Raw genomic sequence first — 18,971 nt, forward strand, 5'->3', positions numbered from 1 at the left:
TAATCAAAAATCGGAGTAATAAAAGGTATTCACACATTGTGATAATCGGGGATTACTCTTACATTTACGATTGAAATAATAATTTTATGGCTTTAAATTACGTCTGGATTGCCTTTTTTATCATTGCCTTTGTGGTAGCGCTAATTAAGCTCATTTTCTTTGGTGATACCGAGATTTTTTCCAACCTCATTAACGGATTATTTGACAGTGCCAAAACAGGTGCTGAACTTTCCCTCGGTCTTGTAGGTATAATGACCTTCTGGCTGGGCATCATGAAAGTAGGCGAAAAGGCGGGTATGATTTCCGTATTTGCGAAAGGCGTGAATCCATTTTTTAGCAAATTATTTCCAGGGGTACCCAAAGGTCACTCAGCGAACGGTTCTATTATCATGAACTTTTCGGCAAATATGCTGGGTTTGGACAATGCAGCGACACCTGTAGGGCTCAAAGCAATGAAAGAACTTCAAGAGCTGAACCCCGAAAAAGAAACGGCTACGAATGCCCAAATCATGTTTTTGGTGCTCAATACAGCCGGAATCACGCTTATTCCAACTTCTGTAATAGCACTTAGAATGGCAGCCGGTGCAGCAAATCCGGCTGATATATTTATACCAGCGCTAATCGGAACTTTTATATCCTTTCTTTCGGGTATGTTAGCTGTAGCTGCTTTCCAGCGTATTAATCTATTCAAATTACCGATCCTCGTATTTCTTTGCATATTCATTGGCTTGATGTGTATACTTTATTTCGGTCTTAAAGATTTACCTCCAGATCAAATGCAGACAGTCACAGGATTGATTGGTGGATTATTAATTTTTTCGATTATCATTCTCTTTATTGCCTATGGGGCGGCAAAAAAGATTAATGTCTACGACGCATTTATTGACGGTGCCAAAGAAGGTTTTTCTACTGCGGTGATGATTATTCCTTTTTTGATAGCTATTTTGGTGGCGATTTCAGCTTTTCGAACTACAGGCTGCATGGATTACATCGTAAATGGTATTGGCTCATTAGTTGCCGCTTTAGGACTGGATACACAATTTGTACCTGCATTGCCGGTAGGTCTAATGAAAACGTTAAGTGGTGGTGGGGCGCGTGGCCTGATGGTGGACGTGATGCAGACCTACGGCGTAGATTCTTTTCAAGGCCGACTAGCCAGCATAATCCAAGGCTCTTCGGAGACTACTTTTTACGTTTTGGCTGTTTATTTTGGTTCTGTAGGTATAAAAAATACAAGGCATGCACTAGTATGTGGACTGATAGCAGATGTTGTGGGACTCATTGCAGCCATATTTTTAGCTTATATATTTTTCGGTTAACATCATACACACCTCTATACTATGAAAACAATTGCCCTGATAGCCCACGACGGGAAAAAAGCGGAGATGGTTGCATTCGTCAAAGATCATATTGAAGCTTTGCGCAATGCACATATTGTAGCTACAGGTACAACAGGTTCGCATATCTTGCAGACTGGCTTAGCCGTCGAACTCAAACTGAGTGGACCGAAAGGTGGTGATGCACAGATTGCAGCAATGACTGCCGAGGGGAAAATCGCGGGAATAATATTTTTCCGGGATCCACTTGGCAAGCATCCACATGAGCCCGATATTCAAATGTTGATGCGCATTTCAGATTTGTACAATGTACCTTTGGCAACCAATCCTGCAACAGGAACTTTGATAATCGAGGGTTTACTAGCGTAAACATTACATAATTTGATGTAAAAATATTACGGTCAAGGTAGTATATTTGCGCGAACAAAAAAGAAATACATGTCATCAAGCCAAGAAGAACAGATCCTTAGTAGTCCATACCAAACTTTCAGTCGGGAAGAATGGAAGGCGCTAAATGGACATTTGAACCTCAACTTGAGCGAGGATGACATCAGTCGTTTGAATGCGGTCAATGAACCTCTTAATACGGAGGAAATCGAAGAGATTTACTTTCCCCTAGCTCATCTGGTTGACATTCATCTACAGCACTATGAGGAAGTACGTAATACGAGTAATGCTTTCTTTCAACGCAATCAGCAAAAATTACCTTTCATAATTGGCATCGCTGGATCGGTGGCTGTAGGAAAAAGTACGACCGCACGCGTGTTGCAAAAGGTACTTTCTTTTCTTCCGAGTAAACCAAAAGTAGAATTAGTAACGACGGATGGTTTTCTTTACCCTAACAGAATCTTATCGGATCGCGGTATTCTAAATCGCAAGGGTTTCCCTGAAAGTTACGATACAAAGAAACTATTAAACTTTTTATCAGCAGTCAAATCTGGAATAACACAGCATATTGTCCCAGTCTATTCGCACCTAGAATACGATATTTTGCCGGATGACATACAATTGATAGAAAGCCCAGATATCCTTATTGTAGAAGGCATCAACGTCTTGCAGGTCAATTCTCAAAAAGGCCAAAACAATAAAGTCTTCGTTTCGGATTTTTTTGATATTTCTATTTATGTAGATGCCAGAGAAGAAGATATCATCAAATGGTATATCGATCGCTTTGAATCCTTACGTGTTACTGCTTTCCAAGATCCTAACTCGTATTTCCACAAATATGCCAACTTAAGTTTGGAAGAAAGTAAGGAAATGGCATTTCAGATATGGACAGAAATCAACAAGCCCAACCTGCACAACAATATTCTCCCGACAAAATATAGAGCAGATCTGATATTACAAAAAGGGTCGAATCATTTTGTGGAAAACCTTAAGGTGCGGATGATTTAGTTCGGTCGTGTTCGAAAATCAGAATTTCTCTTAGAACTTCATTCTCCAACGCGCGGTGCAGTTTATTGCTGCTGCTTACGGCATACAGCTCGATTTTGTAACGCACGAAATCTTTTCCAATTTCTTCTACCATTAAATTTGGAATATTCTCTGTATCCAGATTCGGATGATTACGTATCGTGTCTTGTACCGCTTGCTCTAAGGTTTTAATATCTATAGCCAGATTTAATGGAAGTTCAAATTTAACCGTAAAAAGGTTGGACCGATGAGCTGAAAGATTAACCATCGGATGGGTAAACACTTGATTATTAGGCACCATCACTATATCATCTTCTTCATTTTGCAATAAGATATTTGCAAAAGTAACATCTATAATGCGTCCCTGATGCTCCCCTACCTTTATTCGATCCCCCACAGATAACTGTTCGGAAAACATGATGAACAAGCCACTCAATAGATTGGTGATATAATCCCGAAACAACACGGCAATAGCCATGGCAACGAAAGTCAGGCTCGTCAAGAAATCAATCGGATTGATTCCAAATGTCACCATGGCCGCTATTACAAACAAAATTGTATTGATAATGGCGGTAAGACGATTGATACCGAGGACAAAATTGCCTCGAACATCCCGATTGGCATGACGTGCATTATATACCGAGATAATCAGTACGCGTATGACGGATAATACTATGCTAGGAATCAAAAAAGAATTAATTCCCTTCAATGCCTGATAAATGACCTCATTGTCGGAAGTGCGTGGAAACATAAAAACCACAGACAGCGAAATAATCACCCCAATAATCTTTAATATAAACACAAAAGGTATTTTAACTTTCCGAGAATGTTCTTGTTGCATATTTTATAACTAAATAAAGGCTAAACTACTATTTTTTTTTAATAACACGGTGTCGTAATAACCTTACGAAAACTGTTTTAAGTTAACCAAAAATACAGTAACTTAGCCAGAATAAACGCTAGTATTATTTTTATATGAATACGACATTTGATTTTGAAAAGCCGATTGCAGATTTGCAAACACAAATAGAAAAAGTAAATCAAGTTGCTGAGAAAACTAAAGTAGATATGAGTGCTACATTAAAAGAGCTAGAAGGCAAGCTAGAACAAACAAAAATCGACATATACAAAAACTTGACAGGATGGCAAAAAGTCCAGATGTCAAGACATCCTGAAAGACCTCAAACTTTCGATTATATCGAAATGCTATGTGATGAATTTGTTGAATTGCATGGTGACCGTACAGTAAAAGATGACAAAGCTATTGTAGGTGGTTTTGCTTCTATCGGCGGACAGTCTGTGATGGTAATAGGTCATCAAAAAGGCAAAAACACAAAGGAAAGACAATACCGTAACTTTGGTATGGCTAACCCTGAAGGCTACCGCAAAGCGTTGCGTCTGATGAAAATGGCGGAAAAATTCAATAAACCTATTGTCACTTTGATCGATACGATGGGTGCATACCCAGGTCTTGAAGCAGAAGAAAGAGGTCAAGGAGAAGCTATTGCGCGCAACCTTTTGGAAATGTCCGTATTGAAAGTACCTGTAATCTGTATCGTCATTGGCGAAGGTGCCTCAGGTGGTGCGTTGGGTATTGGTATAGGTGACCGCGTGTACATGATGGAAAACACATGGTATTCAGTGATCTCTCCTGAATCATGTTCTTCCATTCTATGGAGAAGCTGGGATCACAAAGAACGTGCTGCGGAAGCTTTGAAATTAACGGGTGAAGATATGCTATCCAATGGACTTATTGACGGTATCATTCCAGAGCCAATAGGCGGTGCACACCAAAATCCTGAAGAAGCTGCTGCCAATGTGAAGGCGCAAATATTAGCTGACTTAACGATTTTGGGCGCTAAAGATAAAGACACATTAGTGGCTGAACGAATTGACAAATTCAGCAAAATGGGTGTTGTAAACGAGTAAATTTTATTTTTATTAAATACTAAAAAAGGTTCTAATCGCTTAGAACCTTTTTTTATGCCCGAAAAAACAATTGACGTTACCATCAAATTTGTCCTTGAGATTAAGATAAAGGCAATAAGGCCTAGTATTGGAAAGCCTTATGTCAAGCTATAATAGAATGGTATGAAAGAAACAATAATTGATTCTGTATAAAAAAGCCGCATCTCTATATAGAAATGCGGCTTTTTCAATTCGTATAACAATTTCCGTTATTTACTTTCTTCTGGAAGAAGTATAAATTTAAATAATCTATCTTCCTTCAAGTATTTCTCTGCGACAGCTTTCACCGATGAGACATTTACTTTTTTGAGTTTATCCAGATACTTCAATGTTTCTGTAGGATCTTCTTTCAAGCGGTACGCTGATGAAATCTCTCCTAACCAGAAATTGTTCTCTTTCAAGTCAAGTTCGTACTGACGAGTCTTCTCAATAATGAATTTATCTAAGTCAACTTGTGTAGGACCATTCTTTTTAACTTTGGCAATTTCATCTAAAGCCGAATTAATCAATGATTCGTATTTATCTAAGCTCGTACCAAATCCAATATTGAAAGAGTATCTTCCTGTAGGGAATTTAGAATACGACGCAGAAGCACCTGTTCCATACACACCACTTTCGTCTTCACGCAGTCTTTCCAATAATTTGATCGACAATACCGATTCTAAGGCATCCATATTGATGTTTTCATCCTCAGAATATGTATAGTCACCTAAGAAAGCCATGCTCACTTGTGCTTTAGCTTCTTTGCCTTTGTTTACAACGACATTCAAACCTTTAGTTGGAGGTAAAATTTTCAAGTCTCTCGCCTGCTCTTTTCTATTCGTAGATGGAAGAGATCCTAAATATTGTTCCAAATAAGGCTTGATATCTTCTTCGGAGAATGAACCCACAATTGTAAATGTAAAGTCCGAAGCATCAGCAAATCTTTCTTTGAAAATCTCTAATGTTCTATTTTTGTCGATAGCTTGAATATCCTCTGGATTCGGAGCATTTTTACGAATATTATTTCCGTATAAAGCTTTGTTGATAGCGGATTGGAAAACAAAACGTGGTTCATTTTCTCTATTCTCCATCGAAGCCACAATTTGTGAAACAATACCTTGGAAAATATCATCATCCAAACGCGGCTGCGTGAAGTAACCATGGATCATTTCAAAAGCTGTTTTCAAACCTTCTTTATCCGTGCTTCCCGAAAGACCTTCGTTACGCTCACTGATATAAGGAGAAATACGTACATTTTTACTTGTTAGGTATTTACGGATTTCTACTGCATTTAATTGACCGACGCCCGAAGCATTTACGAGACTTGCGGCATTCGAAGCTGCGAAATAATCTTTATCCTCATACAAGGAATGACCTCCATCACTAGATGCGGAAATCAAGATTTGGTCATTTTTAAAGTTTGTAGGTTTCAGGACAACTTTCACCCCATTACTCAATGTCAATTCTTTAGAACCAATCGCATCAATAGACTTCGTCGATGTTATCGCCCCTTTTGCAGGTTCGCTAGATAATAAAGGAAGGTCAGAAACTTGATCTTCATAAGCTGTTAATTTCTCAGCGTTAACATCTGCTAACCATTTATCGACTACTGCTTCTGAAGGCATTTTTTCTTTATCCTTCTCCGGACCAACAATGATAATATCCCGATTTGTCTCTGCGTAATATTTATTGCCCGTAGCTTCTACTTCTTTTAGCGTTAACGTAGGCAACAATTGATTTACCAAATTGTACTCATCCTCAATACTTAATGCAGCATCCCCACGTAAGAAATGTTCTAAGTATTTGTTGACATAGTTGTCTGATTTTACTTTATCACGCTCTTGGTAAGCTGTTTCATTGCTTTTCGCATACATAGCAATAGCACGTTGGAATTCCGTTTCGGTAATACCAAAGTGTTCGAAGCGTTTCAATTCTCTGAAAACAGTTTTTGTACTTTCTTCGAGTTGACCAGGTTTAGGAACGGCCGCTAACATCATCGTCTGCAATAAGCTCATGAAATTATCAATAGCTACGAAACCTTGCAAAAATGGAGACTCAGGCTTCTGTGCAATTTCTCTCAGACGTGCATTGATCACTTCATTAAATACACCTTCCAATAATGAGGTACGGTAATCCGCTACAGTTCGTACTTGGGTCTTTGGATGCTTGATCAAGATACGCATTATTGTTTGCGGCATCTCTGGGTCAGTAATGACTTTAAACTGATTTTTGTTCAACAAGTCAATACCGAAATCTTTACGAACGACTGGTTTTTTCACTACTTTCATATCCGAAAATAGACGAACCACTTCCTTCTCCATTTCTTGTGGATCGACATCACCCACAATGATAATAGACTGTAAGTCTGGCCTATACCATCTATCTTTGAAATCTCTGATTAATTTGTGATCAAAACCCATCACCACTTTTTCAGTACCTATAGGCAATCGTTCAGAATACAAAGAACCATTGAACAATACAGGTAACATTTGGTCCTGAATACGCTGTCCTGCTCCACGGCCGCCACGCATTTCTTCCATGATGATACCACGCTCTTTGTCAATCTCATCGGATTGTAACATCGCATCTTGTGCCCAGTCACGCATTACCTGAAGACCATTTTTCAGTAATTCTGGATCATCCGAAGGAATAGGTAATTGGTACACTGTTTCATTGAAGCCTGTATATGCATTCAAGTCAGAGCCAAATCGTACACCTGCTTTTTGCAAGTAATCCACCAATTCGTTCTTAGGGAAATTTTTCAGACCATTGAAGTTCATATGCTCCAAAAAGTGTGCTAATCCTCTTTCTTCTTCTGTCTCAAGGATAGAACCAACTTTCATTGGCAAATACATGGTGACACGTTTTTCAGGTTCCGTATTACGGCGAATATAGTAGGTAAAACCATTCTTCAACTTGCCTACTTTCACGTCTTTATCAAAAGGCAAAGGGCTTGTCCAAGCTAAAGTATCCTGTCTTAATATGGATTGTATTTCAGTAGACACGGTTGCATTGAAATTAGACTCAGCATGCAACGAGCTAAATGTAGCAGGCAATAAAAATGCTACTGCTAAAGGTTTTAAAAATTTCATTAATTTAGTGCGTTTTAAATATTTGACAAATTAATTATTTATACTTAATAAGAAAAATATTTCACCTAATTTTTCACATAATTTAACGAAGAAAAGCATGAATTGGGATAATATACGCAAAGACTTCAAGAGGTTTTTATCGTTTGAGCGCAATTTATCCAACAATTCCATTGTTGCCTATATCAACGATGTAGAGAAAATAAGAGTCTATTGTGAGGATAATGCTATATTGCTGGAAAAATTTACCACCAAAGATTTTCAAAATTTCTTGGTATGGATCAATGGCTTCAACATATCACCCTACTCCCAGGCGCGGATTATATCGGGTTTGAAGTCTTTTTTTAATTTTCTGCAGCTCGAGTATAACTTTGAGGATAATCCCGCCGCATTAATAGAAACGCCAAGGCTTAACCGAAAAATCCCCGATGTGTTGGATATTGCAGAAATAGACCAACTCATCGCTGCCATTGACCTCTCTCAATCGGAAGGAATGCGCAATAAAGCCATGCTAGAAGTTCTATATGGCTGCGGATTGCGTGTGAGCGAACTCATCAACCTAAGAATATCTAACCTGCACCTTGAGGTGGAATTTATTAAAATCGAAGGTAAGGGAAATAAGGAACGCTTAATCCCTATTGGTCAGCAAGCGATAAAATATTTGAAAATCTATCTCGAAGAAGTTCGCCCGAAATTATCGATCAAAAGTGGAAATGAAGATTTTGTATTTCTGAATCGTCGTGGAGCGCAGCTGACTCGAGTGATGGTGTTTATTATTATCAAAGATTTGGCCACTAAGATAGGTTTGAAAAAGAAAATCAGCCCACACACCTTTCGTCATAGCTTCGCTTCGCATCTTGTAGAAGGTGGAGCAGATCTACGCGCTGTTCAAGATATGCTCGGTCATGAAAGTATCACCACTACCGAAATCTATACGCATATCGACAAAGATTATTTGCAATCCATCATCACGCAATATCATCCAAGGTCCTAAAACAAAAAAAGCATCTAGAAAATCTAGATGCTTAACCTGTGCACTCCAAGGGAGTCGAACCCCTAACCTTCTGATCCGTAGTCAGACGCTCTATCCAATTGAGCTAGGAATGCTTTTACCTTCACTTTCTGACTGTGCGTCGTTCCGTTTTGGTGATGCAAATATGAGGAGATTTTTATTTATTTCAAACTTTTTCTTACTTTTTTTCTACTTTGGAGGCACATTATTTGGTATATTGTTGATACATAAAGAAATAATTTTTCACGCACAAACACATGGCAGAGCGCATAATCAAATCCGGCAAAACACAGGTTCAAGACATCAATATCTCCTACTATATCAAGAAAGCGACAGAATCCGAGAAAAAAGTGATCATATTCTTACATGGATTCCCGTTCAATAAGAATTCGTGGAAATACCAGCTCGAATCTCTCGAGGACGATATTACGGGTATTGCAATAGATATTCGTGGTCATGGATTGAGTACGAGTGGACACGGATTTTTTAGCATTGATGTATTTGCCAAAGATTTGCAAGCCTTTATTGAGAAACTGGGTATAGAACAAGTGGTGTTATGCGGCGTCAGCATGGGTGGCTATATTGCCTTACGTGCATATGAACTCTTCCCAGAAAAAATTGTAGGATTGATTCTATCGGATACACACCACAGAGCGGATGATAATGCAGGCAAGCAAAAGCGTTTTGATAGTATACAAGCGATCTTACGCTACGGACGTCGTCCATTTGCTATCGCCTTCATTGATAATCTGTTCACTAAAAAGACAATTCAGGAGAATGAAACTGTTATTGAATTAATCAAAAGCAGTATCCGCAGGAATACGGTACGTAATATCTGCGCGACACAACTTGCCTTAGCTTCTCGCACCGACTCCACCGAACTCTTAGGAAAAATCACAGTTCCTTCCCTAATAATCCGCGGCACAGAAGACAAAATTACGCCCAAAGCGTTGATGGAGGAATTGCATCAAGGCATAAAAGGATCAACTTTTATTGAGATTCCAGATACAGGTCATCTCCCTAATTTAGAAGTTTATTTGGCATTTAATCGGGAAATGAATGGGTTTTTGATTTAAACTAAATCATGAAATAAAGGGGATTATTTAAATAAAAGCACAGAAATAATGATTAGTAGGTTAACTCTCCTATTGCTTCTTTTATTAGTTTATATGATTTTATAAAGTAATTGTCTAATCTATCTCCATAGACATATAATATTTTTTTGAATTCAAATCTGATGACAAATTTACTTCATATAATTTATTGAAATGAATTGCTTTAATATTTTTAAAAATATTTCTTCAAAAACCCTTCATAAATAACATTATTTAAATCTTCGAATTTAAATCTATTATTTTCTATATCTATTAATAAGAAATATCCTTGTCTCTTTATATCATCAAAATTTGAAATTGCAAATGATTTAAATTTATGATTAAATACGAGGGTAGTAAATTTTTCTTTAATATCAAAAGCTTGTAAACATTTGGATTTACCAGAAGTATCAATAGTCTTTTCGAAATAATTTTCAATTATGGTCAGATCCACAAAATCATTTCTCATCAAGGTAAAATTTTCTTTAGGCAAATAATCTGTTGGAATGTCATTAAAATCTATTACGGTATAATTACTCAAATAATCCTCATATTCATCTTGAAAATATAATTTACTATCAACACAATTTCTAATTAAATCTATTATGAAGCAGAGAAAGGCACTTTGAAAAATTTAAATGAACTTAGAAGTGATTATCCAAGTGCGAGTATTTTAGATGAAAATCGCGTTTGTTTTAATATCAAGGGGAATAACTATCGATTAATTGTGAAAATCAATTTCGATTATCAAATGATGTGGATTCGTTTTATAGGAACACACGCCGAGTATGATAAGATAGACGCAAACAAAATTTAAAGATATGAATGTAAAACCAATTAAAACAGAAACAAGATTATATTCAAGCATTGGAAAGACTTGAGCTTATTTTTGATGCTAAATCAGGTTCAAAAGAGGGCGATGAGTTAGAAATTTTGGGCATTCTTATAAAAAAATACGAGAACGAAAACTTTCCTATTGATTTACCAAATCCAATAGAAGCTATAAAATTTCGTATGGAACAATTGAACTATTCTCAAAATGACTTAGCAGAAGTTATAGGATTAAAGAGTAGAGCTAGTGAGACAGATATTAAATAAAAAACGAAAACTTTCATTGGATATGATTCGTAAATTAAATGATAAATTACATATCCCATCGGATGTTCTAATACAGCCATACTAAAAAAATCCCCCAAATAGCTTTCACCATCTGGGGGCATATATTAAAATCTAAAAAGTTGTTTACAACAATTCTTCTACGGTTAACGCACCCACTGTCAAATTATTACGAGGGTCGATAATAATAGCGCGTGAATTTTCCGGGAAGTCACGATTTAAATCAAATACAACTTCTTTCGCTGCTTTAACTGATACACGACCAATATCATTGAGTCTGATATCCTCATCATAAATACGTTCTTGCGTGTTCACATCAAACTTATACTGCACTTCAGGGATTTTGATTTTGGTTACTTTTGTTTGATTTTGCAATAGATACACCTGATTTGTGTCTAAAGCCTTGTTTTCAAACCAAGAGATATTCGCTTCGAAGCCACGTTCGGCATAAGCAGGCTTGTTCGCACTGACAATAAAATCCCCACGCGAAATATCCACATCATCGGACAAGTGCAAAATAACCGACTGCCCATCATGTGCCGCATCCAAATCTTGTTGGTTTAACTCAATCCGTTCAATTGTTGTTTGCACACCACTAGGCAGAATTACGACTTTCTCTCCTACTTTGACCCCTTCACCGATCACACGACCGGCATAGCCTCTATAATCCGGATAATCTGCAGATTGCGGACGAATCACCCATTGCACCGGAAAACGCCATGTATCGACATTACTCTCTTCGAATTCCACGCGTTCCAAATATTCCAACAAAGTCGGTCCTTCGTACCAAGCAATACGCGAAGATTTATCAACGATATTATCCCCTTTCAAAGCAGAAACAGGAATAAAGTCTACATGTTCTAATTTTAGATTTTTAGCTAATTGCAGATAGTCGGTTTTAATATCTTCATAAATATCCTCTGCAAAATCAACCATATCCATTTTGTTGACACAGACTAACACTTGTTTCAACGATAATAACTTCGCGATAAAGGAATGACGCTTGGTCTGTTCGATCACACCTTTACGTGCATCGATCAGAATGATAATCAAATCGGAGTTGGAAGCTCCTGTAATCATATTGCGCGTATATTGGATATGTCCAGGCGCATCGGTAATAATGAATTTACGGTTTTCGGTTTGAAAATATTTGTAAGCGACATCAATGGTAATGCCTTGTTCGCGTTCGGCTTTAAGACCGTCGGTCAAAATCGCCAAATCCACGGTACCATCGTCATTCTTACGATTAGCCTTTTGGATGGCCTCCAGTTGGTCATCCAAAATCGAATTGGTATCATATAGTAAACGGCCAATTAAGGTACTTTTGCCGTCGTCAACAGAACCAGCCGTTATAAATTTTAGAATATTCATCTTTAATTATATTTGAGAATTTTCGATATGCATAAAAGATCTTTAAAATTTCCTCTGTGATATCAAATTTCCACATTAAAAATAACCTTGTTTTTTACGATCTTCCATCGCAGCTTCGGACACTTTATCATCCATACGCGCACCGCGCTCACTCACCGTTGAAGCTTTAATTTCGGCGATAATATCATCCAATTCTGTCGCGACCGAACCTACAGCAGCCGTACAAGTAATGTCACCTACTGTTCTAAAACGCACTGATTTATGTTCAACTACATCTTCTTCATCAATATTTAAATACGATGCTGCAGCCATCCATTGACCATTACGCCAGACCACATCACGCTCGTGACTGAAATAAATAGATGGCAATGAAATATTTTCACGTTTGATATAATTCCAAACATCCAATTCAGTCCAGTTCGAAATCGGGAACACACGTACATTTTCGCCTTTATGAATTTTGCCATTGAAGATGTTCCAAAGCTCCGGACGCTGACGTTTAGGATCCCATTGTCCAAACTCATCACGCACCGAGAAAATACGCTCTTTGGCCCGCGCCTTCTCTTCATCGCGACGTGCACCACCGATACATGCATCAAAACCGTATTTCTCAATAGTATCTAGTAGCGTCACAGTTTGCAAGGCGTTACGGCTTGCATTTTTACCTTTTTGTTCGATGACCTTACCCGCATCGATACTATCTTGTACCAGTCCCACGATCAACTTCTCGTCCAATTCATTCACCAACCAATCTCTATAAGAAATCGTCTCTGGGAAATTGTGTCCCGTATCAATATGCACTAATGGAAATGGAAACTTGCCTGGTCTAAATGCTTTTTTCGCCAAATGAACCAGTGTAATACTGTCTTTTCCTCCTGAAAATAAAAGCGCAGGATTTTCAAACTGCCCTGCCACCTCGCGCAGTATATATATGGCTTCTGCCTCCAAATGATCTAAATAATCCATCCTTTTACCGAATTCTTATGTATTTTATTCTCTTGTATCTCTTTATTTGCTGGTCACGTGTAAGCCACATTCCTTTTTGCTCTTGTCTTCCCACCACCAGCGACCTGCGCGAAAATCCTCACCTTCCAGCACCGCTCGCGTACAGGGTTGACATCCAATACTGGGAAATCCTTTATCGTGCAAGGGATTGTAAGGAACATTATATTTTTTCAGGTGATCCTCCACATCTTGCAGCGTCCAATGAAATAAGGGATGAACCTTGATGATCTTATTTCCTTCATCCCACTCGATGATACCCATGTCTTCACGATTTGCGGACTGCTCCGAACGAATACCCGTAACCCAAATTTCGTATCCCTGAATAGCGCGTTTCAAAGGCTCAATTTTGCGTATAAAACAACATTCCTTACGATTTTCAACACTTTCATAAAAGCTTGAAGGTCCTTTCTTTGTGACCATCTCCTCGACCAATGCGGCTTGCGGATAATAGGCTTTGATAGGCAGATTGTAGCGCTCTAATGTCCTATTCCAGACGTAATAGGTTTCTGTAAACAAACGTCCCGTCTCTAAAGTAAACATATCTATCTGTCCGCCAGCTTGCGCAATGAGGTGCGTCAACACTTGATCTTCAATACCGAAAGAAGTAGAAAACACGGCACGATGACCAAATTTTTCGTTGATATACCGAATAATCTGTACAGCACCCAAACCTTGTAAATATTCTTTTAATTGCCCCAACATACCTTAACTTTTACTTACTATATCTTGTGTTATTGCATTCAAATGCTTTATTTTATATTCCAAATCACCCCTCAATTGATCCCTATATTGTTGCATTAATTCCAACGTCTCATCAATTTCTTCGGGAAGCATTTCATTGAAAAATTCTTTCAACCGCTTGGCCATAGTTGGTGATTTACCATTCGTAGAAATCGCGATTTTCAGATTTCCCTTCTGTACAATCGAACCCAAATAGAAATCACATAAATCCGGTTTATCGGCAACATTAAGCAGAATATTTTTTTCTATGGTCAACTTCCGGATTTTGCTATTCAGGTCTGGATTATTGCTGGCTACGATTACCAAATCCTTGTCTATGATATCTGATTCTTCAAAACTGCGTTGCTCAATCTGAATAGTTTCCTGATTTACAATAAATGACCAAACCTCTGGAATGACCTGTTCGGCAACAATTTTAACTTTCGCATATGGCGAACTGCGAAAAATAGCCTGCAACTTTTCCAAGCCAACTGGACCAGCTCCCACTAGCAGCGTCTGAATTTGGTTCATCTTTACGAATATGGGAAACAGCGTATTCATCTATGCTTCTAAATGTTGAATCTCTTTTCTAATTCTTTCGAAAGATTGATGTTTTGCAACTACTTCGCCGATCACAATTATTGCAGGTACCCCCAATAAATTTTTGTGCACTTGCTGCAATATGCTGTCCATCGTTCCGATGGCTAATCTTTCGTTTTCCAACGAGCCATTCTGAATCAAAGCAATGGGTAAATCCCCTCGCCCATAATCTTGGTATAATTCAATGATTTTTTGAAATTTAGAATAACCCATCAAAACTACTACTGTAGCATTTGTTTTGACAGCATGGTACAAATCATCCGACAATCTACCATCCGAAGTAGATCCCGTAATCACCCAAAAACTTTCACTAATACCGCGATAAGTCAATGGAATTTGCTGCAAGCCCGTGAGCCCAACGGAAGAAGAAATTCCCGGAACCACGGCGGTAGGAATATTATATTGACGCACAAATTCCAGCTCTTCGCCTCCACGACCAAACACAAATGGATCCCCACCTTTTAATCTTACCACATGGCCATGCGTCAGTGCATAATCCACCAACAATTTATTGATATATTCTTGAGACGTAGACAAACGTTCGGCGCGTTTTCCTACATATATTTTAGTGCAGGAATCTTTGGCATATGTCAATAATTCCTCATTTACCAATGCGTCATAAAGAATCACATCCGCACTTTCTATTGCTTTAATACCTTTCAACGTAATCAAATCAGGATCCCCAGGACCTGCACCGACTAATGTTACAAATGGTTTTATTTCACTCATCTACTTTCCCTCCTAACTATTTACTACTCGCAATGCCTCTCTCCGTTCTGCAGCTTCATAATAGAAAGCCGTCGCTTGCTTCAAATACACTTCAGCAAACTCTTTCGAAGGTTCATATTTATTTATTTGCAACACACGCTCTGAAAAAGATGTGGGAAAAGCAAATAGACCTTCATTTACGTATCGGGCATCAAATTCATTAATCACCGCAGATTGGGTACTTGAATTCACCCCTTTATCCAACAATAATGCTTTTGCCGTCCACACAAATGCACTGTACGCATGATAAATTGCATCGGCATACTGTTCATTGTCAAATGCTTTATTGGCCCACTCAATCTTCTCCTCGGATTCTAACAATAAAGTAACCACCAAATCGATCACCACGCCAGCACATTCTCCGACACCAATAGCTGTTTCAAATGTATCTTCATGCCCCCAGTCCACAAACTCATCCGAACTCAAAGTAGTCAAATCCGAAAGTGGCTTTAGCAAGCGATAGAAATAATCTTTACCTTGACGATCATAATAAGCATGGAAATTTTCTTCCACAGATTTATGTCGCTTATAATCATTTAAAATAAGGTCAACTACTTGCAACACGCGTTTAGTCGGCACTTTAATAACACGCTCTGCTACACGACCTTTACCATCACCAATTGTACCACCACCTAACATTACTTGTGCAGCAGGAACAACCTTACCTTCGGCTTTTACCGAGCTTCCGTGAAAACCAATATGTGCCAATCCATGTTGTCCACACGAATTCATACAGCCTGAAATTTTGATTTTCAAATCTTGCTCAAAAACAAAATCTTCATAGAATTCATGTATATATCGTTCAATGACGCGCGCCATTTCTGTCGAATTCGAAATACCCAAATTACAGGTATCCGTTCCCGGACAGGTTGTTACATCGGCTGTACTATCGAATCCCGCATTAGCTACTCCCAATCGGGTAAATAAATTGAATAAATGCGGTAATGATTCTTCCCGTACATATTTGAATAACAAATTCTGATTTTGCGTGATACGAATATCATCGGCAATATGTTCGCGAATACCCGCCACGAGCTCTCTTGCCTTTGCCGTAGAAATATCGCCGGTTAATATTTTCACATAAACACCAAAATATCCCTTTTGCTTTTGTTCAAAAACATTTGTAGCCCGCCAAATAGCATAAGCTTTTGCATCTACGGGCTCTGCAGCAGATACAGCAGCAGTTGGTGCAGAAGGTTGTTGAATTTTATTTCTGTCTATTACAACAGTTTTATTTTTTATAGCTACCTTTTCCTCATCTATCAAATGAAGAACTTCTTCTAGCCCTAATTTTTGAACTAAATATTTAAAACGTGCCTTGTTTCGATTGTTACGCTCACCATGACGATCAAATACTCGAAGCGTTGCCTCCATGTAGGGAATGATCTGATCTTCTGCCAAGAAATCAAAGATTTCATGCGCTAGTAAAGGCTGCGAACCTAATCCACCACCAAGTAACACTTTAAAGCCTCGAACTTCTTGACCATCTACAATTTTTACTTTAGGGATAAAACCAAAATCATGGATATAAGAAAACGCAGTATCTCTATCCGAACTGGAAAATGAAATCTTGATCTTTCGCCCCATCTCCGCACAAACCGGATTACGCAAGAAATATTCAAAAGTTTTGTGTGCATATGGAGACACGTCAAATGGTTCCAACGGATCGATCCCGGCCGTAGGCGAAGCCGTCACATTACGCACCGTGTTACCACAAGCCTCGCGTAAGGTAATATCGTCTTCTGCCAATTTTGCCCATAACTCGGGGGTTTTGTCCAAACTAACGTAATGTATCTGTATATCTTGACGGGTGGTCAAATGCAAATTCTTAGAAGCATACTCATCCGATATATCCGCAATCTTTAATAATTGCTTAAATGTAACTTTTCCAAAAGGCAATTTAATACGTACCATTTGCACACCAGGCTGACGCTGTCCATACACACCGCGAGCCAAACGCAAGGATCGAAACTTCTCATCAGGGATACTTCCTTCTTGATAAGCTCTTATTTTGCGCTCAAGCTCTATAATCTCCTGTTCTACTATCGGATTTTCTAATTCTGTTCTAAAACTTTGCATGATATACGAGTAAATAGCATCTCATTTAGAGTGCATTTTTAAGAATACGAAGCAAATGTAAAAATAAAAACTATATAATCTATAAGAATAGTAGATTTTTATTTTAAAAAATTTATTCCTAGGATTTAAAAACAAAAAAGCTTGCCGCAGGGCAAGGTTCTGTTATTCGAAAATAACGGTTATTTTTTCTAGATGATTAGTCTACGATGCTGAAAAAGCTATCTCTTCGTCAGCAACAGCGTTTACGTTTTGAATGGAATCAAATGTATCTTCAATTTCTTTGCAGAGCGCCATCAATCTTACAATATTGGCATCTGAAGAATTTTCAAATTGATCCATCTCAAATGTATAATAATCTCCTTCTTTGAACACGTTTAATATTTCTTTCATCTCGCCGTCAGAAGCAATATTTACAATCTGTGTAAACAGCTGATTTCTTATCTCCCCTAATAACACTAGAGTTTCTATGACTCTATTTCTATATGCTTTCATAACGCTATTTTTTTCCGTTAACACCTAATCCCTCAATCCATTATAGGAATTTATGAAATAATAATATAAAAATGGTTGATTCACAAGACTTCTGACTTTACTAATCAATTGTAGATATTATTTTACAATAACTAAAGTGTAAGAGATTTCTTAAAAAGAAATATTTAAACAGAAAGAAGTAACTACTCAGGTTTTTTTTTCTTTCTTGACTTGATCTCAAGGCGTATTTTTTTCAATTTTCATTTTCAGGAATTTAGGTCATTTTATCCACATTTCACTGTATAACTTTTACTCTTATTTTTAGGTTTTTAGGCTTTAAATGCGGTTTTTTGTAATTATCAGAACGGCCATAATGGATAACAAGAACTTTACGAAATTAGTTGAATTGCTCGAACAGGAATCAGCGGCCCGTATCGCATCTGAAACATCCAGATTAGTCGAAAATGCAGCTTCTCAGCAAATCATTTCAGATCTGAATGCTACTATTAAACAACTTAATGAAACCATAGGTGGGCTTCTGGAAGAAATACGTTTGCTAAAGGGGCCTAAAAAAAATAGTAGAAACAGCTCTCTTCCTCCTTCAAAAGATGAAAACAGCCCTCCTCGAACCACTAGTTTACGAAAATCCAGCGGGAAGTCTTCCGGAGGTCAAAAGGGGCATGAAGGCAGTACTTTAAAGATGAGCGCTTGTCCTGAGGACATTGTAGAACACAGTCCGGGATTTTGTAACTGTTGTGGATTGGATCTGCAAGACTTTCAGGCAGAATTGACCAGTTGCCGGCAAATGGTTGATATTCCTGTCACCAAGCCTTTGTATACCGAACATCGCATCTTCAGCAAAACCTGTTTATGCGGACACCAGACTACAGCAAGTTTTCCTTCTGGGGTCAATGCTCCTATTAGTTATGGTCCAAAAACCACTGCT

19 protein-coding genes and 1 tRNA gene are annotated in these 18,971 nt (G+C 38.1%); 9 read left to right on the forward strand and 11 right to left on the reverse strand.

The genetic code is table 11. The annotated features are described in order from the left end of the window. Nucleotides 1-86 precede the first annotated feature (86 nt). The 3 genes from EDC17_RS08175 (at nucleotide 87) to coaA (ending at nucleotide 2,732) form a co-directional block, all read left to right on the forward strand. Complete coding sequence (locus tag EDC17_RS08175; RefSeq protein ID WP_132777601.1) at nucleotides 87-1,319, forward strand: nucleoside recognition domain-containing protein; 1,233 nt, start codon at nucleotides 87-89, stop codon at nucleotides 1,317-1,319. 21 nt (nucleotides 1,320-1,340) lie between these two features. Next, nucleotides 1,341-1,706, forward strand: coding sequence for a methylglyoxal synthase (locus EDC17_RS08180; RefSeq protein WP_132777602.1), 366 nt, complete (start codon nucleotides 1,341-1,343; stop codon nucleotides 1,704-1,706). A 69-nt stretch (nucleotides 1,707-1,775) separates the two neighbouring features. Continuing rightward, nucleotides 1,776-2,732 (forward strand): type I pantothenate kinase, encoded by a 957-nt coding sequence (gene coaA, locus EDC17_RS08185; protein ID WP_132777603.1) that lies wholly within the window; start codon nucleotides 1,776-1,778, stop codon nucleotides 2,730-2,732. On the opposite strand, the gene EDC17_RS08190 is transcribed toward coaA, so the two are convergent. After that, the gene (locus EDC17_RS08190; protein ID WP_132777604.1) at nucleotides 2,713-3,591 is read right to left on the reverse strand and encodes a mechanosensitive ion channel family protein; all 879 of its coding nucleotides are present in this window, start codon (nucleotides 3,589-3,591) and stop codon (nucleotides 2,713-2,715) included. The two genes, coaA and EDC17_RS08190, sit on opposite strands and share 20 nt — an antisense overlap. Before the next feature lie 134 nt (nucleotides 3,592-3,725). Here EDC17_RS08190 and EDC17_RS08195 point away from each other — a divergent pair, with 134 nt between their 5' ends. After that, complete coding sequence (locus EDC17_RS08195) at nucleotides 3,726-4,679, forward strand: acetyl-CoA carboxylase carboxyltransferase subunit alpha (protein WP_132777605.1); 954 nt, start codon at nucleotides 3,726-3,728, stop codon at nucleotides 4,677-4,679. Nucleotides 4,680-4,927: 248 nt separating this feature from the next. Here the strand turns inward: EDC17_RS08195 and EDC17_RS08200 are convergent, their stop codons facing one another. Further along, nucleotides 4,928-7,792 (reverse strand): M16 family metallopeptidase, encoded by a 2,865-nt coding sequence (locus tag EDC17_RS08200; protein ID WP_132777606.1) that lies wholly within the window; start codon nucleotides 7,790-7,792, stop codon nucleotides 4,928-4,930. A gap of 97 nt (nucleotides 7,793-7,889) precedes the next feature. On the opposite strand from EDC17_RS08200, the gene xerD reads away from it, so the two are divergent. Next, on the forward strand, nucleotides 7,890-8,783 hold the full coding sequence (gene xerD, locus EDC17_RS08205; protein ID WP_132777607.1) for a site-specific tyrosine recombinase XerD: 894 nt from the start codon (nucleotides 7,890-7,892) through the stop codon (nucleotides 8,781-8,783). 39 nt (nucleotides 8,784-8,822) lie between these two features. Here xerD and EDC17_RS08210 read toward each other — a convergent pair. Then, nucleotides 8,823-8,896: transfer RNA gene (locus tag EDC17_RS08210), tRNA-Arg, on the reverse strand. 162 nt (nucleotides 8,897-9,058) lie between these two features. Between EDC17_RS08210 and EDC17_RS08215 the strand changes: the two genes are divergently transcribed. Next, nucleotides 9,059-9,877, forward strand: coding sequence for an alpha/beta fold hydrolase (locus EDC17_RS08215; RefSeq protein ID WP_132777608.1), 819 nt, complete (start codon nucleotides 9,059-9,061; stop codon nucleotides 9,875-9,877). A gap of 211 nt (nucleotides 9,878-10,088) precedes the next feature. On the opposite strand, the gene EDC17_RS08220 is transcribed toward EDC17_RS08215, so the two are convergent. Then, the gene (locus EDC17_RS08220) at nucleotides 10,089-10,436 is read right to left on the reverse strand and encodes a hypothetical protein (RefSeq protein WP_132777609.1); all 348 of its coding nucleotides are present in this window, start codon (nucleotides 10,434-10,436) and stop codon (nucleotides 10,089-10,091) included. Nucleotides 10,437-10,493: 57 nt separating this feature from the next. Between EDC17_RS08220 and EDC17_RS08225 the strand changes: the two genes are divergently transcribed. Then, nucleotides 10,494-10,712, forward strand: coding sequence for a type II toxin-antitoxin system HigB family toxin (locus tag EDC17_RS08225; RefSeq protein WP_132777619.1), 219 nt, complete (start codon nucleotides 10,494-10,496; stop codon nucleotides 10,710-10,712). A 50-nt stretch (nucleotides 10,713-10,762) separates the two neighbouring features. Further along, nucleotides 10,763-10,993: a helix-turn-helix domain-containing protein gene (locus EDC17_RS17230; RefSeq protein ID WP_243646087.1), complete on the forward strand. Its 231-nt coding sequence runs from the start codon at nucleotides 10,763-10,765 to the stop codon at nucleotides 10,991-10,993. A gap of 144 nt (nucleotides 10,994-11,137) precedes the next feature. Here EDC17_RS17230 and EDC17_RS08235 read toward each other — a convergent pair whose 3' ends face one another. The 7 genes from EDC17_RS08235 to EDC17_RS08265 all read right to left on the reverse strand — a co-directional run bounded on the left by EDC17_RS08235 (nucleotide 11,138) and on the right by EDC17_RS08265 (nucleotide 18,046). Next, the gene (locus tag EDC17_RS08235) at nucleotides 11,138-12,382 is read right to left on the reverse strand and encodes a sulfate adenylyltransferase subunit 1 (protein ID WP_132777610.1); all 1,245 of its coding nucleotides are present in this window, start codon (nucleotides 12,380-12,382) and stop codon (nucleotides 11,138-11,140) included. Nucleotides 12,383-12,457: 75 nt separating this feature from the next. Continuing rightward, entirely contained in the window at nucleotides 12,458-13,348 is an 891-nt protein-coding gene (cysD, locus tag EDC17_RS08240) for a sulfate adenylyltransferase subunit CysD (protein WP_132777611.1), read from the reverse strand. Nucleotides 13,349-13,390: 42 nt separating this feature from the next. Further along, nucleotides 13,391-14,089: a phosphoadenylyl-sulfate reductase gene (locus EDC17_RS08245; protein WP_132777612.1), complete on the reverse strand. Its 699-nt coding sequence runs from the start codon at nucleotides 14,087-14,089 to the stop codon at nucleotides 13,391-13,393. Between the two features lie 3 nt (nucleotides 14,090-14,092). Continuing rightward, nucleotides 14,093-14,668, reverse strand: coding sequence for a precorrin-2 dehydrogenase/sirohydrochlorin ferrochelatase family protein (locus tag EDC17_RS08250; protein WP_132777613.1), 576 nt, complete (start codon nucleotides 14,666-14,668; stop codon nucleotides 14,093-14,095). Then, on the reverse strand, nucleotides 14,669-15,436 hold the full coding sequence (cobA, locus tag EDC17_RS08255) for a uroporphyrinogen-III C-methyltransferase (RefSeq protein WP_132777614.1): 768 nt from the start codon (nucleotides 15,434-15,436) through the stop codon (nucleotides 14,669-14,671). Between the two features lie 12 nt (nucleotides 15,437-15,448). Next, nucleotides 15,449-17,554 (reverse strand): HEPN domain-containing protein, encoded by a 2,106-nt coding sequence (locus EDC17_RS08260; RefSeq protein WP_132777615.1) that lies wholly within the window; start codon nucleotides 17,552-17,554, stop codon nucleotides 15,449-15,451. 201 nt (nucleotides 17,555-17,755) lie between these two features. Further along, entirely contained in the window at nucleotides 17,756-18,046 is a 291-nt protein-coding gene (locus tag EDC17_RS08265; RefSeq protein WP_132777616.1) for a hypothetical protein, read from the reverse strand. 352 nt (nucleotides 18,047-18,398) lie between these two features. Between EDC17_RS08265 and EDC17_RS08270 the strand changes: the two genes are divergently transcribed. Continuing rightward, a partial coding sequence (locus tag EDC17_RS08270; protein WP_243646088.1) for a DUF6444 domain-containing protein occupies nucleotides 18,399-18,971 on the forward strand: 573 nt, incomplete at its 3' end.

This window comes from Sphingobacterium alimentarium, from assembly GCF_004342685.1.
Lineage (GTDB): Bacteria > Bacteroidota > Bacteroidia > Sphingobacteriales > Sphingobacteriaceae > Sphingobacterium > Sphingobacterium alimentarium.